We start from the raw sequence: 14,329 nt of genomic DNA, 5'->3' as shown, positions 1-14,329 counted from the left end.
GACCATGTCTATTTTTATGAAATTGAATTTGCGAAACTAATTATACGTTATCTTTGGTAAATCGTTTTTCTAAAAGAGCAATAGCCTGATACATCACAGCTGCTAAAATGGCAAGGATGATGACACTCATCATGACCCAATCCAGTTTGAATACCTGACCGCCATATATGATGAGGAAGCCTAATCCATCTTGGGCTACTAAAAATTCCCCGACGATCACACCCACAAAGGAAAGCCCCACGTTAATCTTCAAGGCATTAAGGATACAGGGGATGTTGGCAGGAAAGACGACCTTTGTCAAAACCTGCCGTTTTGTACCGCCAAAAATCTGGATGAGTTTGATGCGTTCTTCATCTACCTGCAAAAAGCCATTCAGAACAGAAAGAATAGTAACAACTACAGAGGTAAGAAGAGCTACGATAATGATGGAGGATTGATTATTTCCGAACCATACAATGATGATAGGGGCCAGGGCGGTTTTGGGCAGGGAATTGAGAACGACCAGATAGGGTTCCATTACATCAGAGATGAAGCGATTCCACCAGAGCAATACCGCCGTCAATGTTCCTAAAATCGTTCCCAAAAGAAAGCCGGCTACGGTTTCCCAAAGGGTCGTACCGATATGCAGGAAAAGGGTTCCATCCTGCATCATTTCCATGGCAGAAGCCAGCATGCGGGTGGGCTGGCTGAATAGGAAAGGATCGATCCAGCCCTGCCTGGCGGCAATTTCCCAAAGAAGAAAGAAGGAGACCAACAGAAGAATCTGCAGAGCCAGTATCGCTGTTTTTCGTTTTTGTATACGGGAAAGAAAAGCCGCTTGTTCCTTGGAGACGGCTTTCAAATCTTTTTTATGAAACATGGACATCTAACTCCTTCCAAATAGCATTGAAATAATCCTTGAATTCCGGCGCTTCCCGTGCCTGCATAGGGGTATGCTCTGCCATAGAGAAGCGGATGGGGAAAATTTTCTTGAGTTTTGCAGGGCGTTTCGACAGCACAACAACACGATCAGAAAGGCTGATAGCTTCAGAAATATCGTGGGTGACAAGGATAGCGGTCTTTCCTTCTTTTCGAATGATGGTACCGATTTCATCGGAAACGGACAGACGAGTCTGATAATCCAGTGCGGAAAAAGGCTCATCCAGAAGCAAAATATCGGGATGGATGGCAAGGGTACGGATGAGGGCGACCCTCTGGCGCATACCGCCGGAAAGCTGATAGGGATAGCTCTCCTTAAAATCACCTAGGCCATATTGCTCCAGAAGGGCATCCACGTAGGAAATGGTTTCCGGTGTCAGTTTTTTCTGTATTTCTAAGCCCAAAAGGGCATTGGAACGGATACTGCGCCAGTGAAGAAGATAATCCTTTTGCAGCATATAGCCGATATTGCCATTGACTTCTATGTGCCCTTCCGATGGAGCCAGCAGCCCTGCCAGCATGGAAAGAATGGTGGATTTACCGCAGCCACTGGGGCCAACGATAGATATGAATTCGCCTGATTGGACGGTAAGATTCAAATGGGAAACCGCAGGCGTCTCCCCGCTGATACTGTGATAGCGCAGGCTGACGTCCTCTAACGAAACGATGGGGCGCATGGAAACGACCTCCCTTGGGAATTTTGATACTTTTAATATATTGCAAAAGGGACAAATGGTGCTTTTCCCTTGGGAAAGAAACAGTAGTCAGGAAAGAAAAAATATGGTATATTTTCAGAAAACAGGATTGTGAAAGGGGAATCGGAAATGGATTGGAAAACAACGGCTTTGGTCGTGATCGATATGGAAAATGCTTTTATCAGCGAGAAATCACCCTTGTGCATCAAACAGGCGGCGGCCAGCGTGCCTGCCTGCGGGAAAGTCATCCAAAAGGCAAGGGAAAGGGGCATCCCTGTTTTCTTTGTGAACCGCATTTACCGCAAAAACGGCAGTGATGTGGAATTTACCCGCTATGACAGCTGGGCAGGGGGCGGCCGCTACCTTGCACCCGGCAGCACAGGGCCTTTGTCCATCGATGTGCCCAAGGAATTTCAGCCTGTGGAAGGGGATTATACCATTGTAAAACCTCGCTTCTCCGCATTTTTCCAGACAGAATTGGATCTGATCCTGCGGAGACTGGGGGTAAAAACGGTTTTTCTGACAGGAACAACTACACCAAATTGTATCCGTACCTCCTGCTACGATGGCTTGTCTCTGGATTATAATATTGTCATCATCGAGGACTGCTGTTCCTCCAACACGGAGGAAATTCAGCGGGTAAATATGGAGGATATGGCAAGGGTCGGCGCTGTCCTCACTTCTTCCGCAGAATTTTGTGAAGAAGGCTTTGCCGTGGAGGACTTTGCAGGAGAGATACAGAGAAGAGTACAGAAAGACGAAACAGCACCAGAGTAAAACATGAAAAAATGACGGAAAAGTAGCATTGTATGATGATGGGGAGATTATTGTGAAAAGAAAATCAGTTGGATTGTTGGGGATCATTTTCGGAGGACTTACGCTATCTTTGGAACTGTTCCTGCTGCGTGTGATTCAGGGCTTGGAAATGGTAAAGGGGAGTTGGTCTCCGAATGTTTGGAACTATGCGAAGCAGTCTCCCTGCATCTGGGCGCTGCTGCTGACAGCGGGCATCCTTATCTTTTCTTTGATTTTAATTTTTGATACAAAAGAGGATTGAAAATCAAAAAAATGGGGAGCAACAGGCAAGAACCTGCTGCTCCTTTTTTGATGAAAGCAACAAATTTAAGTTACTGCATGACTTTTTCGGCAAAATCGGTGACAACGATATCCCCATAGGGAATGGCTTCCGCCAATTCGCCGCCTTCCATCATAATCTCCTGAATGAGAGCGAAGCCTTCCTCGGAAACAGTGGGATCTGTTTTCCAAGTATCCTGAGATTTGTAGCGTTCGATGATGGTGGTCAGGGTTTCTGCATCGCTATCGGGGAACTGGGGCAGGATGACTTCGGCGATCTCGGCGGAAGTATGGCTCTCTACCCACTGCTGTCCTTTATAGATGGAACGGGTGAAGGCTTCGATGATATCGGGATGTTCTGCCATGAAATCATCCCTTGCCATGTAGACCGTATAGGGGACATAGCCGCTGGCTTCCCCCAAGGATGCAACGATATGCCCTGCGCCGCTCTGTTCCAATGTGGTTGCTGCAGGCTCAAATTCAACGGTATAATCGCCCACATCCCCAAGGAATGCCCCAGCAGTAGAGGAGAAATCAATATTATTGATGATTTCCATATCATCCCCGATGGTCATGCCGTTTTCCTTGATGACATATTCCAGAACCAGCTCCGGCATACCGCCCAAGCGCCCGCCGATGACAGATTTTCCTGCTAAGTCAGACCACTGGAAATCTGGTTCCTCTTCCCGGGAAACCAGGAAATTGCCTGCCCGCTGGGTCAGCTGGGCAAAGGTTTTGGGATAATCTTCCTTCCCTTCAGCGTAAACATACAAACCTGCTTCGGTGCCCAGAAGGGCGATATCCGCAGAATCGGAAAGGAGGGCAGTCATGGATTTATCGGCTCCATTGCCCACAGCTACGGTTACATCCAGCCCCTCTTCTTCAAAATAGCCCATTTCCAGAGCCACATACTGGGGCGCATAAAAAACGGAATGTACAACCTCATTCAGACGCACCGATGTGAGGGCGTTTTCTTCCGGCTGTGAACCGCAGCCTGCCCCTGCAGTTAAGCATAACAGCCCTGCCAGAGCCAAACTGATCTTCTTTTTCATAGTACTCCTCCTGAGAGAAAATGATTTCTTTCAACTATATGCGAATGGAAAGAAAAAAGTATATTGTCTGGGTATTTTTTTCTGTTCGGAGATAGGTTTTTTCTATGTTTTGGTGTATAATAAAATTTAATGTGGAGTTTTACGCATTTTTGCTTTTGATAGATTGGGGAAAGCAAAAAAAGTAGGGCAGAAGAATGTCTGCTTGTGGTATTGCTTTCCAATTATGAAATTTAGGAGGCTGTTTTATGGCTGAAAAAATTATGCTGATCGACGGGAACAGCATTGTGAACCGTGCTTTTTACGGAGTTCCTTTGCTGACAAATGGGGAGGGCCGTTATACCAACGGGGTATATGGCTTCCTGAATATTTTATTTAAACTGATGGATGAAGAAACCCCTGATTATCTGGCGGTGGCCTTTGACTTGCACGCACCTACCTTCCGCCATAAAACCTTTGACGGATACAAGGGAACAAGAAAAGGAATGCCGGAAGAACTGCGGGAGCAGATGCCTTTGCTGAAGGAAGTGCTCCAGACTATGCATATCCCCATTTTTGAACAGGAAGGCTATGAAGCCGATGATATTTTGGGAACCCTGTCTGCTCTGGCAGAGAAAAACGGCGTATTGCCCGTAGTGGTATCCGGGGACAGAGATTTGCTGCAGATCGCAGGGGAAAAACTGAAAGTCCGCATCCCCAAGACCAAAGGGGGACGCACGGAAACGGAGGATTACTATGCGGCGGATGTAGCAGAAAAATATGGGGTAACGCCTACGGAATTTATTGATATGAAGGCACTGATGGGGGATGCATCCGATAATATCCCCGGCGTGCCCGGTATCGGCGAAAAAACAGCGGCGAAGATCATCCAGCAGTATCATGATATCGAAACGGCCATTGCTCATGCGGCGGAAATCAAGCCGAAAAAAGCATCGGAAAACCTGACGGAATTTCAGGAACAGGCAAGACTGAGCAAATTTTTGGCAACCATCGTGCGGGATATGCCCTTGGAATGGAATACGGAAGCCCTGCGTATCAAAGATATGTTCAACGCAGAGGCCTATGAACTGATCAAACGATTGGAATTTAAGAGCATGTTCAGCCGTTTTGAAGGGGCAGTTTCTGCTGCGCCCCAAAAAGAAGAAAAAAACTATCAGCTGATTGCCGACAGGGAAGGGGCGGAACGCATTCTTTCTGCCTTGGAAAAAGGCGAAACAGCTTATATTTTCCTATATGATAATGATGCCTGCCAGGGGCTTGCCCTGTATCAGGAAAAGCTGGGCGGTGTTTTTGTGGAAGCATCCATGCAGCTTTTGATGGATGATATCCTGAAAATCTTCCAGGATTTCTTCCAAGACCCTGCCTACAAAAAAATCGGGCATGATGTAAAGCGGGATATCAAGCTGCTGCGGGGGTATGGCTATGATGGCTTCGAAGCATCCTTCGATACCGCCATTGGAGCTTATATCCTGAACGCTACAGGCAGTTCCTATGAATATGATGATATCGCCAATACCTTCCTGAACGAGACGTATCCATCTGCAGAAGAAGTGCTAGGTAAGGGCAGGGCAAAAAAGGCTTTTGCGGAACTGCCCGAAGGGGAAAGAACAGCCTTTGCCGCCAGACAGGCGGAGATTTCCTTCCGTGCAAAGGCTGTCATGGCGGAAAAGCTGAAAGCAAATGGGCAGGAAACCTTGTTCTATGAAATTGAAATGCCTCTGATCTATGTATTGGCGGATATGGAAAAATACGGCATCAAGGTGGATAAAGAAGCTCTGCTGGCCTATCAGAAACGTCTGGAAGAGAGCATAGACGGCATGGAAGAGGAAATCTATGCTTTGGCAGGGGAAAAATTTAATATCAATTCTCCCAAACAGCTTGGGGTGATCCTTTTTGAAAAACTGGGCTTAAAGGGCGGCAAAAAGACAAAGACCGGCTATTCCACAGCGGCGGATGTACTGGAAAAGCTGCGGATGGAACACCCTATTGTAGAGCGTATTTTGCATTACAGACAGTTGGCAAAGCTGAAAAGCACCTATGCCGATGGACTTCTGGCAGTGATGGATATGAATACAGAGAAAATCTATTCTACCTTCAACCAGACTATCACGGCAACGGGGCGGATTTCTTCTACAGAGCCGAATCTGCAGAATATCCCTGTCCGCTTGGAATTGGGGCGGGAGCTGCGAAAGGTATTCATTCCCGAAAGCGACGAATACTGCTTCCTGGATGCGGATTATTCCCAGATCGAACTGCGGGTGCTGGCTCATATTTCCGGGGATGAAACCCTCATCGATGCCTTCAAAAATAATCAGGATATCCATAGACTGACGGCGTCCCAGGTGTTCCATGTGCCCTTTGAGGAAGTGACCCCTTTGCAAAGAAGCAATGCCAAAGCGGTCAATTTCGGTATCATCTATGGCAAGGGTTCCTTTACCCTGGGGCAGGATCTGGGCATTTCCCGAAAGGAAGCGGAGGAATATATTTCTGCCTACTTTGCAAAATATCCTAAAATCAAGACATTTATGGATGAGACGATTAAAAATGGCGCTAAGGATGGCTATGTTTCTACCCTTTGGAACAGAAGACGGGCTATGCCGGAACTGCAGAGCGGAAACTATATCCAGCGGGCGGCTGGGGAACGGGCGGCAATGAATATGCCTATTCAGGGCAGTGCGGCGGATATCATCAAGATCGCCATGGTGAAGGTGCATAAAGCCTTGCAGGAGGGCGGTTTCCGTTCCCGCCTGATTTTGCAGGTACATGATGAATTGCTCATCGAGACCGATAAAGAGGAAAAAGAAGCTGTGGCGAAGATTTTGAAGGAAAATATGGAACAGGCAGTACAGCTTGCCGTTCCTCTGGATGTGGATGTGCATGAGGGTGCATCCTGGTTTGAAGCGAAATAAAACGAGGGAGAAAGCTATGAAAGTGATTGGATTGACAGGCGGCACCGGCAGCGGCAAAAGTGTTGTCAGCAAGAGCCTTGCGGAAGCAGGAACTGTCATTATAGATGCGGATCAGATTGCCCATGAAATTATTCTGAAGGGAGAACCGGCTTATCAGGAGATCATCGCTTATTACGGTACGGAGATTTTGGACGAGAATGGCAATATCATCCGAAAAAAATTAGGGGAGATTGTTTTCCATGATGGGGAAAAGCTGGCATTTCTGAACCAGTGTACCCATAAATATATTTGTGCAGAGGTAGACAGACAAATTGCCGCAGCAAAAGAGGCGGGAACTGCAACAGCCATCGTGTTGGATGCCCCGTTGCTTTTGGAAGCGGGTCTGGATAAAGTCTGCGATGTGATTTGGGTGGTCTATGCAGACCCGGAAGTCCGCGCCCAGCGAGTCATGGAGAGGGATCATGTGACCTACGAGCTGGCAAAAGCCAGAATTGCCAACCAGAAAAGCTGGGAGGAATATAAACAGGCGGCGGATACTGTCATCGATAACAGCAAAGACTTGGCCTATCTGCAAAGGCAGTTATTTGAACTATTGAAAACAATATAAAGGAAGCTAACGAAAATGATTCGATTCATAAAGAAATTGTTTACCCTGGCAGTATCCCTGATACTGCTGGTGACCTTTGGCTATTGCGTGGTGCTTCCCCGTGTTTTGCCGATGGAATATCAGGATATTGTGGAAAAATACGCCAAGCAGTATCAGTTGGAGGAAAGCTTGGTTTATGGTGTCATTTTTTGCGAGAGCCGCTTCGAGCCGGAGGCAGTCTCTTCCGCGGGAGCGGTGGGGCTGATGCAGGTGACGAAGGAGACTGGCTGGTGGGCGGCAGAACAAATGGGACTGGACCCAGATACCATTGATTTGACTGACCCGGATACCAATATCCGCATTGGCTGCTGGTATCTGTACTGGCTCAATGAAAAATTCGATGGGGTAAGGGAAACGGCCCTTGCCGGATACAATGCAGGCCATGGCAATGTTGCAAAATGGCTGGTGGATGAAGAAATGAGCCGCGATGGCATCACGTTGGATGAAATACCCTATGGAGAAACAAAAAGCTATGTAAGGCGAGTGGAACTGGCGGAAAAGGCATACCGCTATATATACCGCCTAGGATAGCTTTTGAGAGGATTGGAAGCAATATGAAAAAAAGGATTTGGTTTCTCTTGCTGGTTCTTTGTTTGTGCTTTTCCGGCTGCGGAAAAGACGGGCAGGAGCAGGCGGAAGAAGATTTTACTGCAGTAGGCGGGGAAAATATGCTGGAAGAAGAGGCAGATACCTTAAATCTTTCCATGCGCGTCCCGGAAACTCTGAACCCCCTTTTGAACAGGGAAGAAACGGTAGACCGCATTTTGAAGCTGATATATCTGCCGCTGATGGAATTTGATGAAAGTGGAAAAGCTTGCCCCGCCGTAGCGGAAAGCTGGGAAATGAGCCCGGACGGCAGAAGCCTGACCGTACAGCTGAACCAAAACATTCTCTGGCAAAACGGCGGAAGGGTAACGGCGGATGATGTGGTATATTCTCTGAATACCATCAGAAATGCGCCGGAGGATGCTGTCTATAAAAAGGTGCTGAATTACGTCAGCGGGTGTACGAAAGCAGGGGAATATACAGTTATTTTTACCTTCTATGAAAATTTCAGCTCGAACATAGAAGCTCTGCGGTTCCCCATTATTTCTGCTGCATATTATGGCGGCCAAAATGACCCCAAGGCGGAGATGAACCTGACGCCTATGGGCAATGGCCCCTATCGTCTGCTTTCCTATAAGCAGGCAGCAGAACTGATGCTGGAGGCCAATACTTCTTATTATGGAGGAACACCGAATATCCCCCGCATCCGTGTGAAGGTCACAGCGGGAGAGGAAACAGATATCAATGCCTTTGAGCAGGGCATGACAGATATTTTGGTGACGGATGCCATGGAAGCCGGCAGATATATTGATGAAGATATTTCCGGCATCTATCAGTATACCTCTAACGAATATGATTTTATCGCTTTCAATTTCAAAAAGGAATTGTTTCAGGATAAATCGTTGAGACAGGTGGTAGCTTATGCCCTGCCCAAGGAAAGCCTGATGGAAAGTGTTTATTTGAACTACGGCGTGATGACCAATACGCCGATCAACCCCAAAAGCTGGCTTTATGAGGAAAATGTGGCTCTCTATGGATATAATCCCACTATGGCGGCTACTTTCCTGAAAAACAGCGGTTGGACGGATACAGACGGCAACGGCAGGCTGGAAAAGACCCTCAATGGTGTATCTCAGCCTTTGAGAGCGACGATTTTGGTAAATCAGGAAAATACCGGCAGACGGCAGATTGCCTCCAAGCTGAAAGAAGAACTGACCGCCCTTGGTTTCGAGATTACGATCGACCAGCAGCCCTTTGCGGTATATCAGGAAAGATTTATGAATGGGCAGTTTGATATTGTTGTCGGCGGATGGAAATGTTCCGAGGTGACAGATCTGACGCCATTCTTTGGCACAGGCGGCAGCTTGAACTATATCAGCTACAGCAACCCGGAAGTGGATCAGCTGCTGGAGGCGGCGAAAACAGCCGTCGGCGAAGGGCAGACCCTGCTGGCCTACAGCAGCCTGCAGAAAAAACTGGCGGAGGAATTGCCTTATATCAGTATTGCCTATCGGAATCAGGCGGTATTTGCCTCTAAAAATATAGGCGGGGAGATCAGCCCTGTGGAAAGCAATGTTTTCTGGGGAATCGAAAAATGGACATATCAGAAAGGGGAATGAACATGTCTGAATTCAGAACAAATCCCTTCACGGGAGAAATGACGCTTTATGCGGAGAATCGAAAGAATCGCCCCTATGAATTTGTCCATAATACCAAGGCAAAACATACAAATAATGAAAACTGCCCTTTCTGCGGCGGCCATGAAACATGGACCACCGATGCAGTCTATCAGGATGGGCCCGATGGCGCATGGCAGATGCGGGTATTCCCCAATATGTTTCCGGCAGTAAAAGAAGACTGCGGAGAGATCGAAGGGGAAGCCTTTTATGAACAGGCGGCAGGGATCGGCAGACACGAGGTGTTGGTAGATACCCCGGATCATGATGAAACCATAGATACCTTCAGCGTGGAACATATTGAAAAGGTGCTGCGTGTATTGCAGGATCGGCTGAATTATTTCCGCAGCAGGGAACAGACGAAATATGTGCAGATTTTTAAAAATTGCGGGCCTTCTGCCGGAATGAGCATCCGCCATTCCCATTGGCAGGTGATGGGGCTGCCCATTGTGCCCAGACGGGCGGCAGCTATGGCGGAAAAAATGCAGGGGGAGGATTGTCTTTTCTGCAAAATGCTTGCCTATGAAAGAAAGCAGGGAAAGCGCATCGTTAAGGAGACGGAACATTTTCTGGCTATCACCCCTTATGCCGGCAGGTTTCCCTATGAGGTTTGGCTGGCACCCAAAAAACACCAAAGGGACTTTGGAGATATGGATGATACACAGAGAAAAGATCTTGCCGGCCTTTTCTGGGAAATTCTGCAGAAGGTGACAGGGCTCAAAGAGGATATCGGCTACAATATCTGCGTGATGGATGGCCCCAGAAATACGGATTTCCATTGGCATATGGAAATATTGCCCCGTATCGGCGGCTTTGCCGGTTTTGAATATGCTACAGATTGCTTTATCAATATGGTAAGCCCGGAACGGGCGGCAAGATATTATCGAGGAGAGCCAGAAGAAGAATGAAAGAAAAGGAAAAGGCACAGGCGTCTTGAAAAAGATGCCTGTGCCTTTTTGATTACAGCAGTTCTTGATAGGAATGGATACATTTGTCTGCCAGTTTTTTGATTTTTTCAATTTCGTTTTTGCGGATGGCATCATCCAAAAGGGCATAAACCGTAAACCCTGCGGATTTGGCGCCCTTTATGGCATAGCCGGCGTCCTCAAAAACAGCTGTATCTTTCAGTGTGCCGCCCAGTTTTTCCATGGCAGTCAAGAAGGCTTTCCCATCCTCCTTATATTCTCCCAGCTCCGTACAGGTGAGGATGCAGTCAAAATATTTATGGATATCCAATCGATCCAGAGCGGGCAGGATATAGCTGGCCTCGGAAGCGGTAAGGATACACATTTTTACTCCTTTTTTTGCCATGGCTTCTAAATATGCCTTTGCGCCTTCCTTCAGAGGAATGGTATGGCGATAGGCATCTTCTACAAAAGAAATGATTTCATCTACAATCGCCTGAGGCTCCATGGGAACGCCAAGCGTATTTCGAAAATATTCTGCCGTCTGATATAATGTTTGGCTTTTTACGATATCCAAAAGATTTTCCGGAACGGGGAAGTTATGTCTGGTCAGGAAGGTTTCCCCTGTGCCACGCCAAACGGGCATCGAATCAATGAGGGTACCATCCAAGTCAAAAATGATATGTTTCATATATATGTTCCTTTTCTAATAAAGTTTTTGTCTGTATTATCTGTATTTGTCGATTTTTTCGTTGATGGTGAGAACACCGGCAGGGTTATGGAAAATTTTCACATAGGCTTTAGTGGAAGGTGCGCCTGCCTCGAGGGGGATTTCCTGACAGCGTTTGATAATTTCCATCAGCTTGTCAAAATCTCCTTCGACCACCGTCTCAAAAGGACCTACTTCATAATGACAGCCGGTGCTTTCGATATAAGCGATGACCTGGTCTACAATTGCGCAGACTGTTTTCATATCGGAAACATCAGGCAGAACCTGAATAGCGATGCTTGTCGTATACATATTTGATTCCTCCTTCTCTGAATTGTGTCTAATCTTATGAAGAAATTCTATCATTTTTTACAGGAAAAGACAAGGGTGCTTGCAGGCAGGGGGTGGTTGTGTTACACTAAAAAACAGAGAAATTTTCAGGCTTTTATATAAATATACAAAGGAGAAATTGGTATGGAATATCGCATTGAAAAAGATTCTATGGGTGAAGTGAAGGTGCCTTTGCATGCCTACTGGGGCGCACAGACCCAGAGAAGCTATGAAAACTTTAAGATTGGCACAGAAAAAATGCCTAAAGAGATTACCTATGCTTTCGCTGTTTTGAAAAAGGCTGTGGCGCAGGCAAACTGCCGGCTGGGCAAATTGGACGAAAAACGCTGCGCCATTATTGGGCAGGTCTGCGATGAGGTGCTGGCGGGCAAACTGGATGATCAGTTCCCTTTGGCAGTATGGCAGACAGGCAGCGGCACCCAGAGCAATATGAACATGAATGAAGTAGTAGCCAATCGAGGGAATGAGATTGCCGGAGAAAAGCTGCTGCATCCCAATGACCATGTAAATATGAGCCAGAGCAGCAACGATACCTTTCCGACAGCCATGCACATTGCCGCTGTTTTGGAAACCAAGAAGAAGCTGATTCCTGCCCTCGAAAGAATGATTGCAGAACTGCTTCGCCTGGAAAAGGAAAATGAGGGCATCATCAAGACAGGCAGAACCCATCTGCAGGATGCAACGCCCATCACCTTTTCTCAGGAAATCAGCGGCTGGAGAAATATGCTGGAAAAGAATAAAAAAATGATTGAAATGAGCCTTGCGGAAGTGGCGGAGCTGGCTTTGGGCGGCACAGCCGTTGGGACGGGGCTGAATGCGCCTGCCGGCTTTGCGGAAGCGGCTGCAGAAGAGGTTTCCAAACTGACGGGGATTCCTTTTATCACGGCGGAAAATAAATTCCATTCTCTGACAGCTAAGGATGAAATCGTATTTGTTCACGGTGCTCTGAAAGGACTGGCAGCGAATCTGATGAAGATTGCTAACGATGTACGTTGGCTGGCCAGCGGCCCCCGCTGTGGTCTGGGTGAAATTTTCATTCCGGAAAATGAACCCGGCTCCTCTATCATGCCCGGCAAGGTAAACCCTACCCAGTGCGAAGCGGTGACCATGGTGGCGGTACAGGTCATGGCTAATGACGCAGGTATCGGCATTTGTGCCTCTCAGGGGAATCTGGAATTGAATGTATTTATGCCTGTGATGATTCATGAATATTTGCAGAGCGTGCGTCTGCTGGCAGATGTGCTGGATTCCTTCCGTATGAATTGTGTTTGCGGCATCAAGGCGAATCAAGAAAAAATGGAAGAAAATCTAAACCGTTCCCTGATGCTGGTAACGGCCCTGAGTCCTTATATTGGCTATGAAAATGCGGCAAAAACAGCAAAAAAAGCCCATGCGGAAAATATTTCCCTGAAAGAAGCGTGTATTGCTCTGGGCTTCCTGACAGAAGATAAATTTGATGAAGTATTCCATCCGGAAGAGATGGTATAAAGCGGAGATGAAGGCATGAAGACCCTTGCATCGTCTGCTTGCAGGCTGATGCAGAACGGAATGCATTGTGTTTCTCCGCCAAAGACAAAAAGGAGTATTTATATGGATATTAACGAAAAAGCATTGAAACTGCATTATGAAATGAACGGGAAAATCGAAGTAGTTTCCAGAAAACCTGTGGAAACGAGAGAGGACTTGTCCCTGTTATATACGCCCGGTGTGGCAGAGCCCTGCCGTGTGATTGAAAAGGACTATGAGGAATCCTTCCGCCTGACCAGACGTTCCAATCTGGTGGCTGTTATCACCGATGGTACAGCAGTTCTGGGGTTGGGGGATATCGGCCCTGCGGCGGGGATGCCTGTAATGGAAGGAAAATGTGTGCTGTTCAAGGAATTTGGCGATGTGGATGCGTTCCCTTTATGTATCGATTCTAAGGATGTAGATACGATCGTCAACACCATCTATTTGATCTCTAAAAGCTTTGGCGGCATCAATCTGGAAGATATTTCTGCACCTCGCTGCTTTGAGATCGAAAGAAGATTGAAGGAAATTTGTGATATTCCTGTATTCCATGATGACCAGCATGGTACAGCCATTGTGGTAGCGGCGGCAATGCTGAATGCTATGAAGGTAACAGGAAAGAAAATGGGCGAAATGCGTATTGTTATCAATGGCGCCGGTGCCGCAGGCATTGCCATTGGGAAACTGCTTATCAGCATGGGCTTCGGCAATATCATTATGTGCGATAAAAACGGCATCATCTGCGAAGGGGACGAAGGCCTCAACGCGGGGCAGGAAGAAATTTCCCATATCAGTAATCTGCACCACGAAAAAGGCTTGCTGGCAGATGCGCTGAAAGGGGCAGATGCTTTTGTGGGTGTTTCCAGACCCAACATGGTTACAAAAGAAATGGTGGCAACGATGGATAAGGGCATTGTTTTCGCCATGGCAAATCCTGTGCCGGAAATCATGCCGGAGGAAGCCAAAGCTGGCGGCGCGGTTGTGGTTGGCACAGGCCGTTCCGATTTCCCTAACCAGATCAATAATGTACTGATTTTCCCCGGTATCTTCAAAGGGGCATTGGCAGTGCGCGCCAAGGAAATTACCGAGGGCATGAAACAGCGGGCAGCCTACGCCATTGCGGCGATGATCCCAGAAGAAGAACTCAGTGCGGAGAATATTATTCCATCCGCATTGGATAAATCCGTTGCCGATGCGGTGGCAAAGGCGGTTGCCGATGTTGCTGTTGAGGAAGGCATTGCTCGTGTGAAACCAGAATGATTCAGAGTGTAATCAAAACCACTAGTAAAACTAGTGGTTTGCACCAGCCCTAAAAGGGCATATTACAGGCACAGCGTCTTAA

The 14,329-nt window shown here is 47.3% G+C and carries 14 protein-coding genes; 9 read left to right on the top strand and 5 right to left on the bottom strand.

Translation table 11 applies throughout. From position 1 onward, the window contains the following. Positions 1–40: 40 nt before the first annotated feature. Positions 41–859: an ABC transporter permease subunit gene (locus ACI39P_RS05580; protein ID WP_439719695.1), complete on the bottom strand. Its 819-nt coding sequence runs from the start codon at positions 857–859 to the stop codon at positions 41–43. Continuing rightward, on the bottom strand, positions 849–1,595 hold the full coding sequence (locus ACI39P_RS05575; protein ID WP_439719694.1) for an ATP-binding cassette domain-containing protein: 747 nt from the start codon (positions 1,593–1,595) through the stop codon (positions 849–851). The genes ACI39P_RS05580 and ACI39P_RS05575 overlap by 11 nt, the downstream gene beginning before the upstream one ends. A gap of 147 nt (positions 1,596–1,742) precedes the next feature. On the opposite strand from ACI39P_RS05575, the gene ACI39P_RS05570 reads away from it, so the two are divergent. Continuing rightward, a complete protein-coding gene (locus tag ACI39P_RS05570; RefSeq protein WP_439719693.1) occupies positions 1,743–2,390 on the top strand; it encodes an isochorismatase family protein in 648 nt (215 codons plus the stop codon). Between the two features lie 52 nt (positions 2,391–2,442). Then, positions 2,443–2,670 carry a hypothetical protein gene (locus ACI39P_RS05565; protein WP_439719692.1) on the top strand — a complete coding sequence of 76 codons (228 nt, stop codon included), beginning with the start codon at positions 2,443–2,445 and terminating at the stop codon, positions 2,668–2,670. A gap of 70 nt (positions 2,671–2,740) precedes the next feature. Here the strand turns inward: ACI39P_RS05565 and ACI39P_RS05560 are convergent, their stop codons facing one another. Next, entirely contained in the window at positions 2,741–3,739 is a 999-nt protein-coding gene (locus tag ACI39P_RS05560; protein ID WP_439719691.1) for an ABC transporter substrate-binding protein, read from the bottom strand. 245 nt (positions 3,740–3,984) lie between these two features. Between ACI39P_RS05560 and polA the strand changes: the two genes are divergently transcribed. From polA to galT, 5 genes are read left to right on the top strand one after another with little or no spacing between them, the layout of a single operon-like run. After that, the gene (gene polA / locus ACI39P_RS05555; RefSeq protein WP_439719690.1) at positions 3,985–6,645 is read left to right on the top strand and encodes a DNA polymerase I; all 2,661 of its coding nucleotides are present in this window, start codon (positions 3,985–3,987) and stop codon (positions 6,643–6,645) included. A gap of 16 nt (positions 6,646–6,661) precedes the next feature. Then, on the top strand, positions 6,662–7,252 hold the full coding sequence (gene coaE, locus ACI39P_RS05550) for a dephospho-CoA kinase (RefSeq protein ID WP_439719689.1): 591 nt from the start codon (positions 6,662–6,664) through the stop codon (positions 7,250–7,252). A 15-nt stretch (positions 7,253–7,267) separates the two neighbouring features. Beyond that, positions 7,268–7,822: a lytic transglycosylase domain-containing protein gene (locus tag ACI39P_RS05545; protein WP_439719688.1), complete on the top strand. Its 555-nt coding sequence runs from the start codon at positions 7,268–7,270 to the stop codon at positions 7,820–7,822. A 23-nt stretch (positions 7,823–7,845) separates the two neighbouring features. After that, entirely contained in the window at positions 7,846–9,456 is a 1,611-nt protein-coding gene (locus ACI39P_RS05540; RefSeq protein ID WP_439719687.1) for an ABC transporter substrate-binding protein, read from the top strand. 2 nt (positions 9,457–9,458) lie between these two features. Continuing rightward, complete coding sequence (gene galT, locus ACI39P_RS05535; RefSeq protein WP_439719686.1) at positions 9,459–10,421, top strand: galactose-1-phosphate uridylyltransferase; 963 nt, start codon at positions 9,459–9,461, stop codon at positions 10,419–10,421. 52 nt (positions 10,422–10,473) lie between these two features. On the opposite strand, the gene ACI39P_RS05530 is transcribed toward galT, so the two are convergent. Then, the gene (locus ACI39P_RS05530; RefSeq protein WP_439719685.1) at positions 10,474–11,109 is read right to left on the bottom strand and encodes an HAD-IA family hydrolase; all 636 of its coding nucleotides are present in this window, start codon (positions 11,107–11,109) and stop codon (positions 10,474–10,476) included. 36 nt (positions 11,110–11,145) lie between these two features. Beyond that, positions 11,146–11,439: a thiamine-binding protein gene (locus tag ACI39P_RS05525; protein ID WP_439719684.1), complete on the bottom strand. Its 294-nt coding sequence runs from the start codon at positions 11,437–11,439 to the stop codon at positions 11,146–11,148. A gap of 162 nt (positions 11,440–11,601) precedes the next feature. On the opposite strand from ACI39P_RS05525, the gene fumC reads away from it, so the two are divergent. Continuing rightward, entirely contained in the window at positions 11,602–12,966 is a 1,365-nt protein-coding gene (fumC, locus tag ACI39P_RS05520; protein WP_439719683.1) for a class II fumarate hydratase, read from the top strand. Between the two features lie 102 nt (positions 12,967–13,068). Continuing rightward, positions 13,069–14,247: a malic enzyme-like NAD(P)-binding protein gene (locus tag ACI39P_RS05515; protein ID WP_439719682.1), complete on the top strand. Its 1,179-nt coding sequence runs from the start codon at positions 13,069–13,071 to the stop codon at positions 14,245–14,247. The last annotated feature ends 82 nt before the right edge of the window (positions 14,248–14,329 follow it).

Source organism: Anaerotignum sp., from assembly GCF_051877975.1.
GTDB lineage: Bacteria > Bacillota > Clostridia > Lachnospirales > Anaerotignaceae > Anaerotignum_A.
This window is presented reverse-complemented; position numbering and strand designations above follow the sequence as displayed.

What these genes read in the sequence shown, in the direction of transcription:
- ACI39P_RS05540 (WP_439719687.1), top strand. Translation starts at nt 7,846, where the DNA reads ATGAAAAAAAGGATTTGGTTTCTCTTGCTGGTTCTTTGTTTGTGCTTT.
- coaE (WP_439719689.1), top strand. Translation starts at nt 6,662, where the DNA reads ATGAAAGTGATTGGATTGACAGGCGGCACCGGCAGCGGCAAAAGTGTT.
- galT (WP_439719686.1), top strand. Translation starts at nt 9,459, where the DNA reads ATGTCTGAATTCAGAACAAATCCCTTCACGGGAGAAATGACGCTTTAT.
- ACI39P_RS05545 (WP_439719688.1), top strand. Translation starts at nt 7,268, where the DNA reads ATGATTCGATTCATAAAGAAATTGTTTACCCTGGCAGTATCCCTGATA.
- ACI39P_RS05515 (WP_439719682.1), top strand. Translation starts at nt 13,069, where the DNA reads ATGGATATTAACGAAAAAGCATTGAAACTGCATTATGAAATGAACGGG.
- ACI39P_RS05560 (WP_439719691.1), bottom strand. Translation starts at nt 3,739, where the DNA reads ATGAAAAAGAAGATCAGTTTGGCTCTGGCAGGGCTGTTATGCTTAACT.
- ACI39P_RS05530 (WP_439719685.1), bottom strand. Translation starts at nt 11,109, where the DNA reads ATGAAACATATCATTTTTGACTTGGATGGTACCCTCATTGATTCGATG.
- ACI39P_RS05575 (WP_439719694.1), bottom strand. Translation starts at nt 1,595, where the DNA reads ATGCGCCCCATCGTTTCGTTAGAGGACGTCAGCCTGCGCTATCACAGT.
- fumC (WP_439719683.1), top strand. Translation starts at nt 11,602, where the DNA reads ATGGAATATCGCATTGAAAAAGATTCTATGGGTGAAGTGAAGGTGCCT.
- ACI39P_RS05570 (WP_439719693.1), top strand. Translation starts at nt 1,743, where the DNA reads ATGGATTGGAAAACAACGGCTTTGGTCGTGATCGATATGGAAAATGCT.
- ACI39P_RS05525 (WP_439719684.1), bottom strand. Translation starts at nt 11,439, where the DNA reads ATGTATACGACAAGCATCGCTATTCAGGTTCTGCCTGATGTTTCCGAT.
- ACI39P_RS05580 (WP_439719695.1), bottom strand. Translation starts at nt 859, where the DNA reads ATGTTTCATAAAAAAGATTTGAAAGCCGTCTCCAAGGAACAAGCGGCT.
- polA (WP_439719690.1), top strand. Translation starts at nt 3,985, where the DNA reads ATGGCTGAAAAAATTATGCTGATCGACGGGAACAGCATTGTGAACCGT.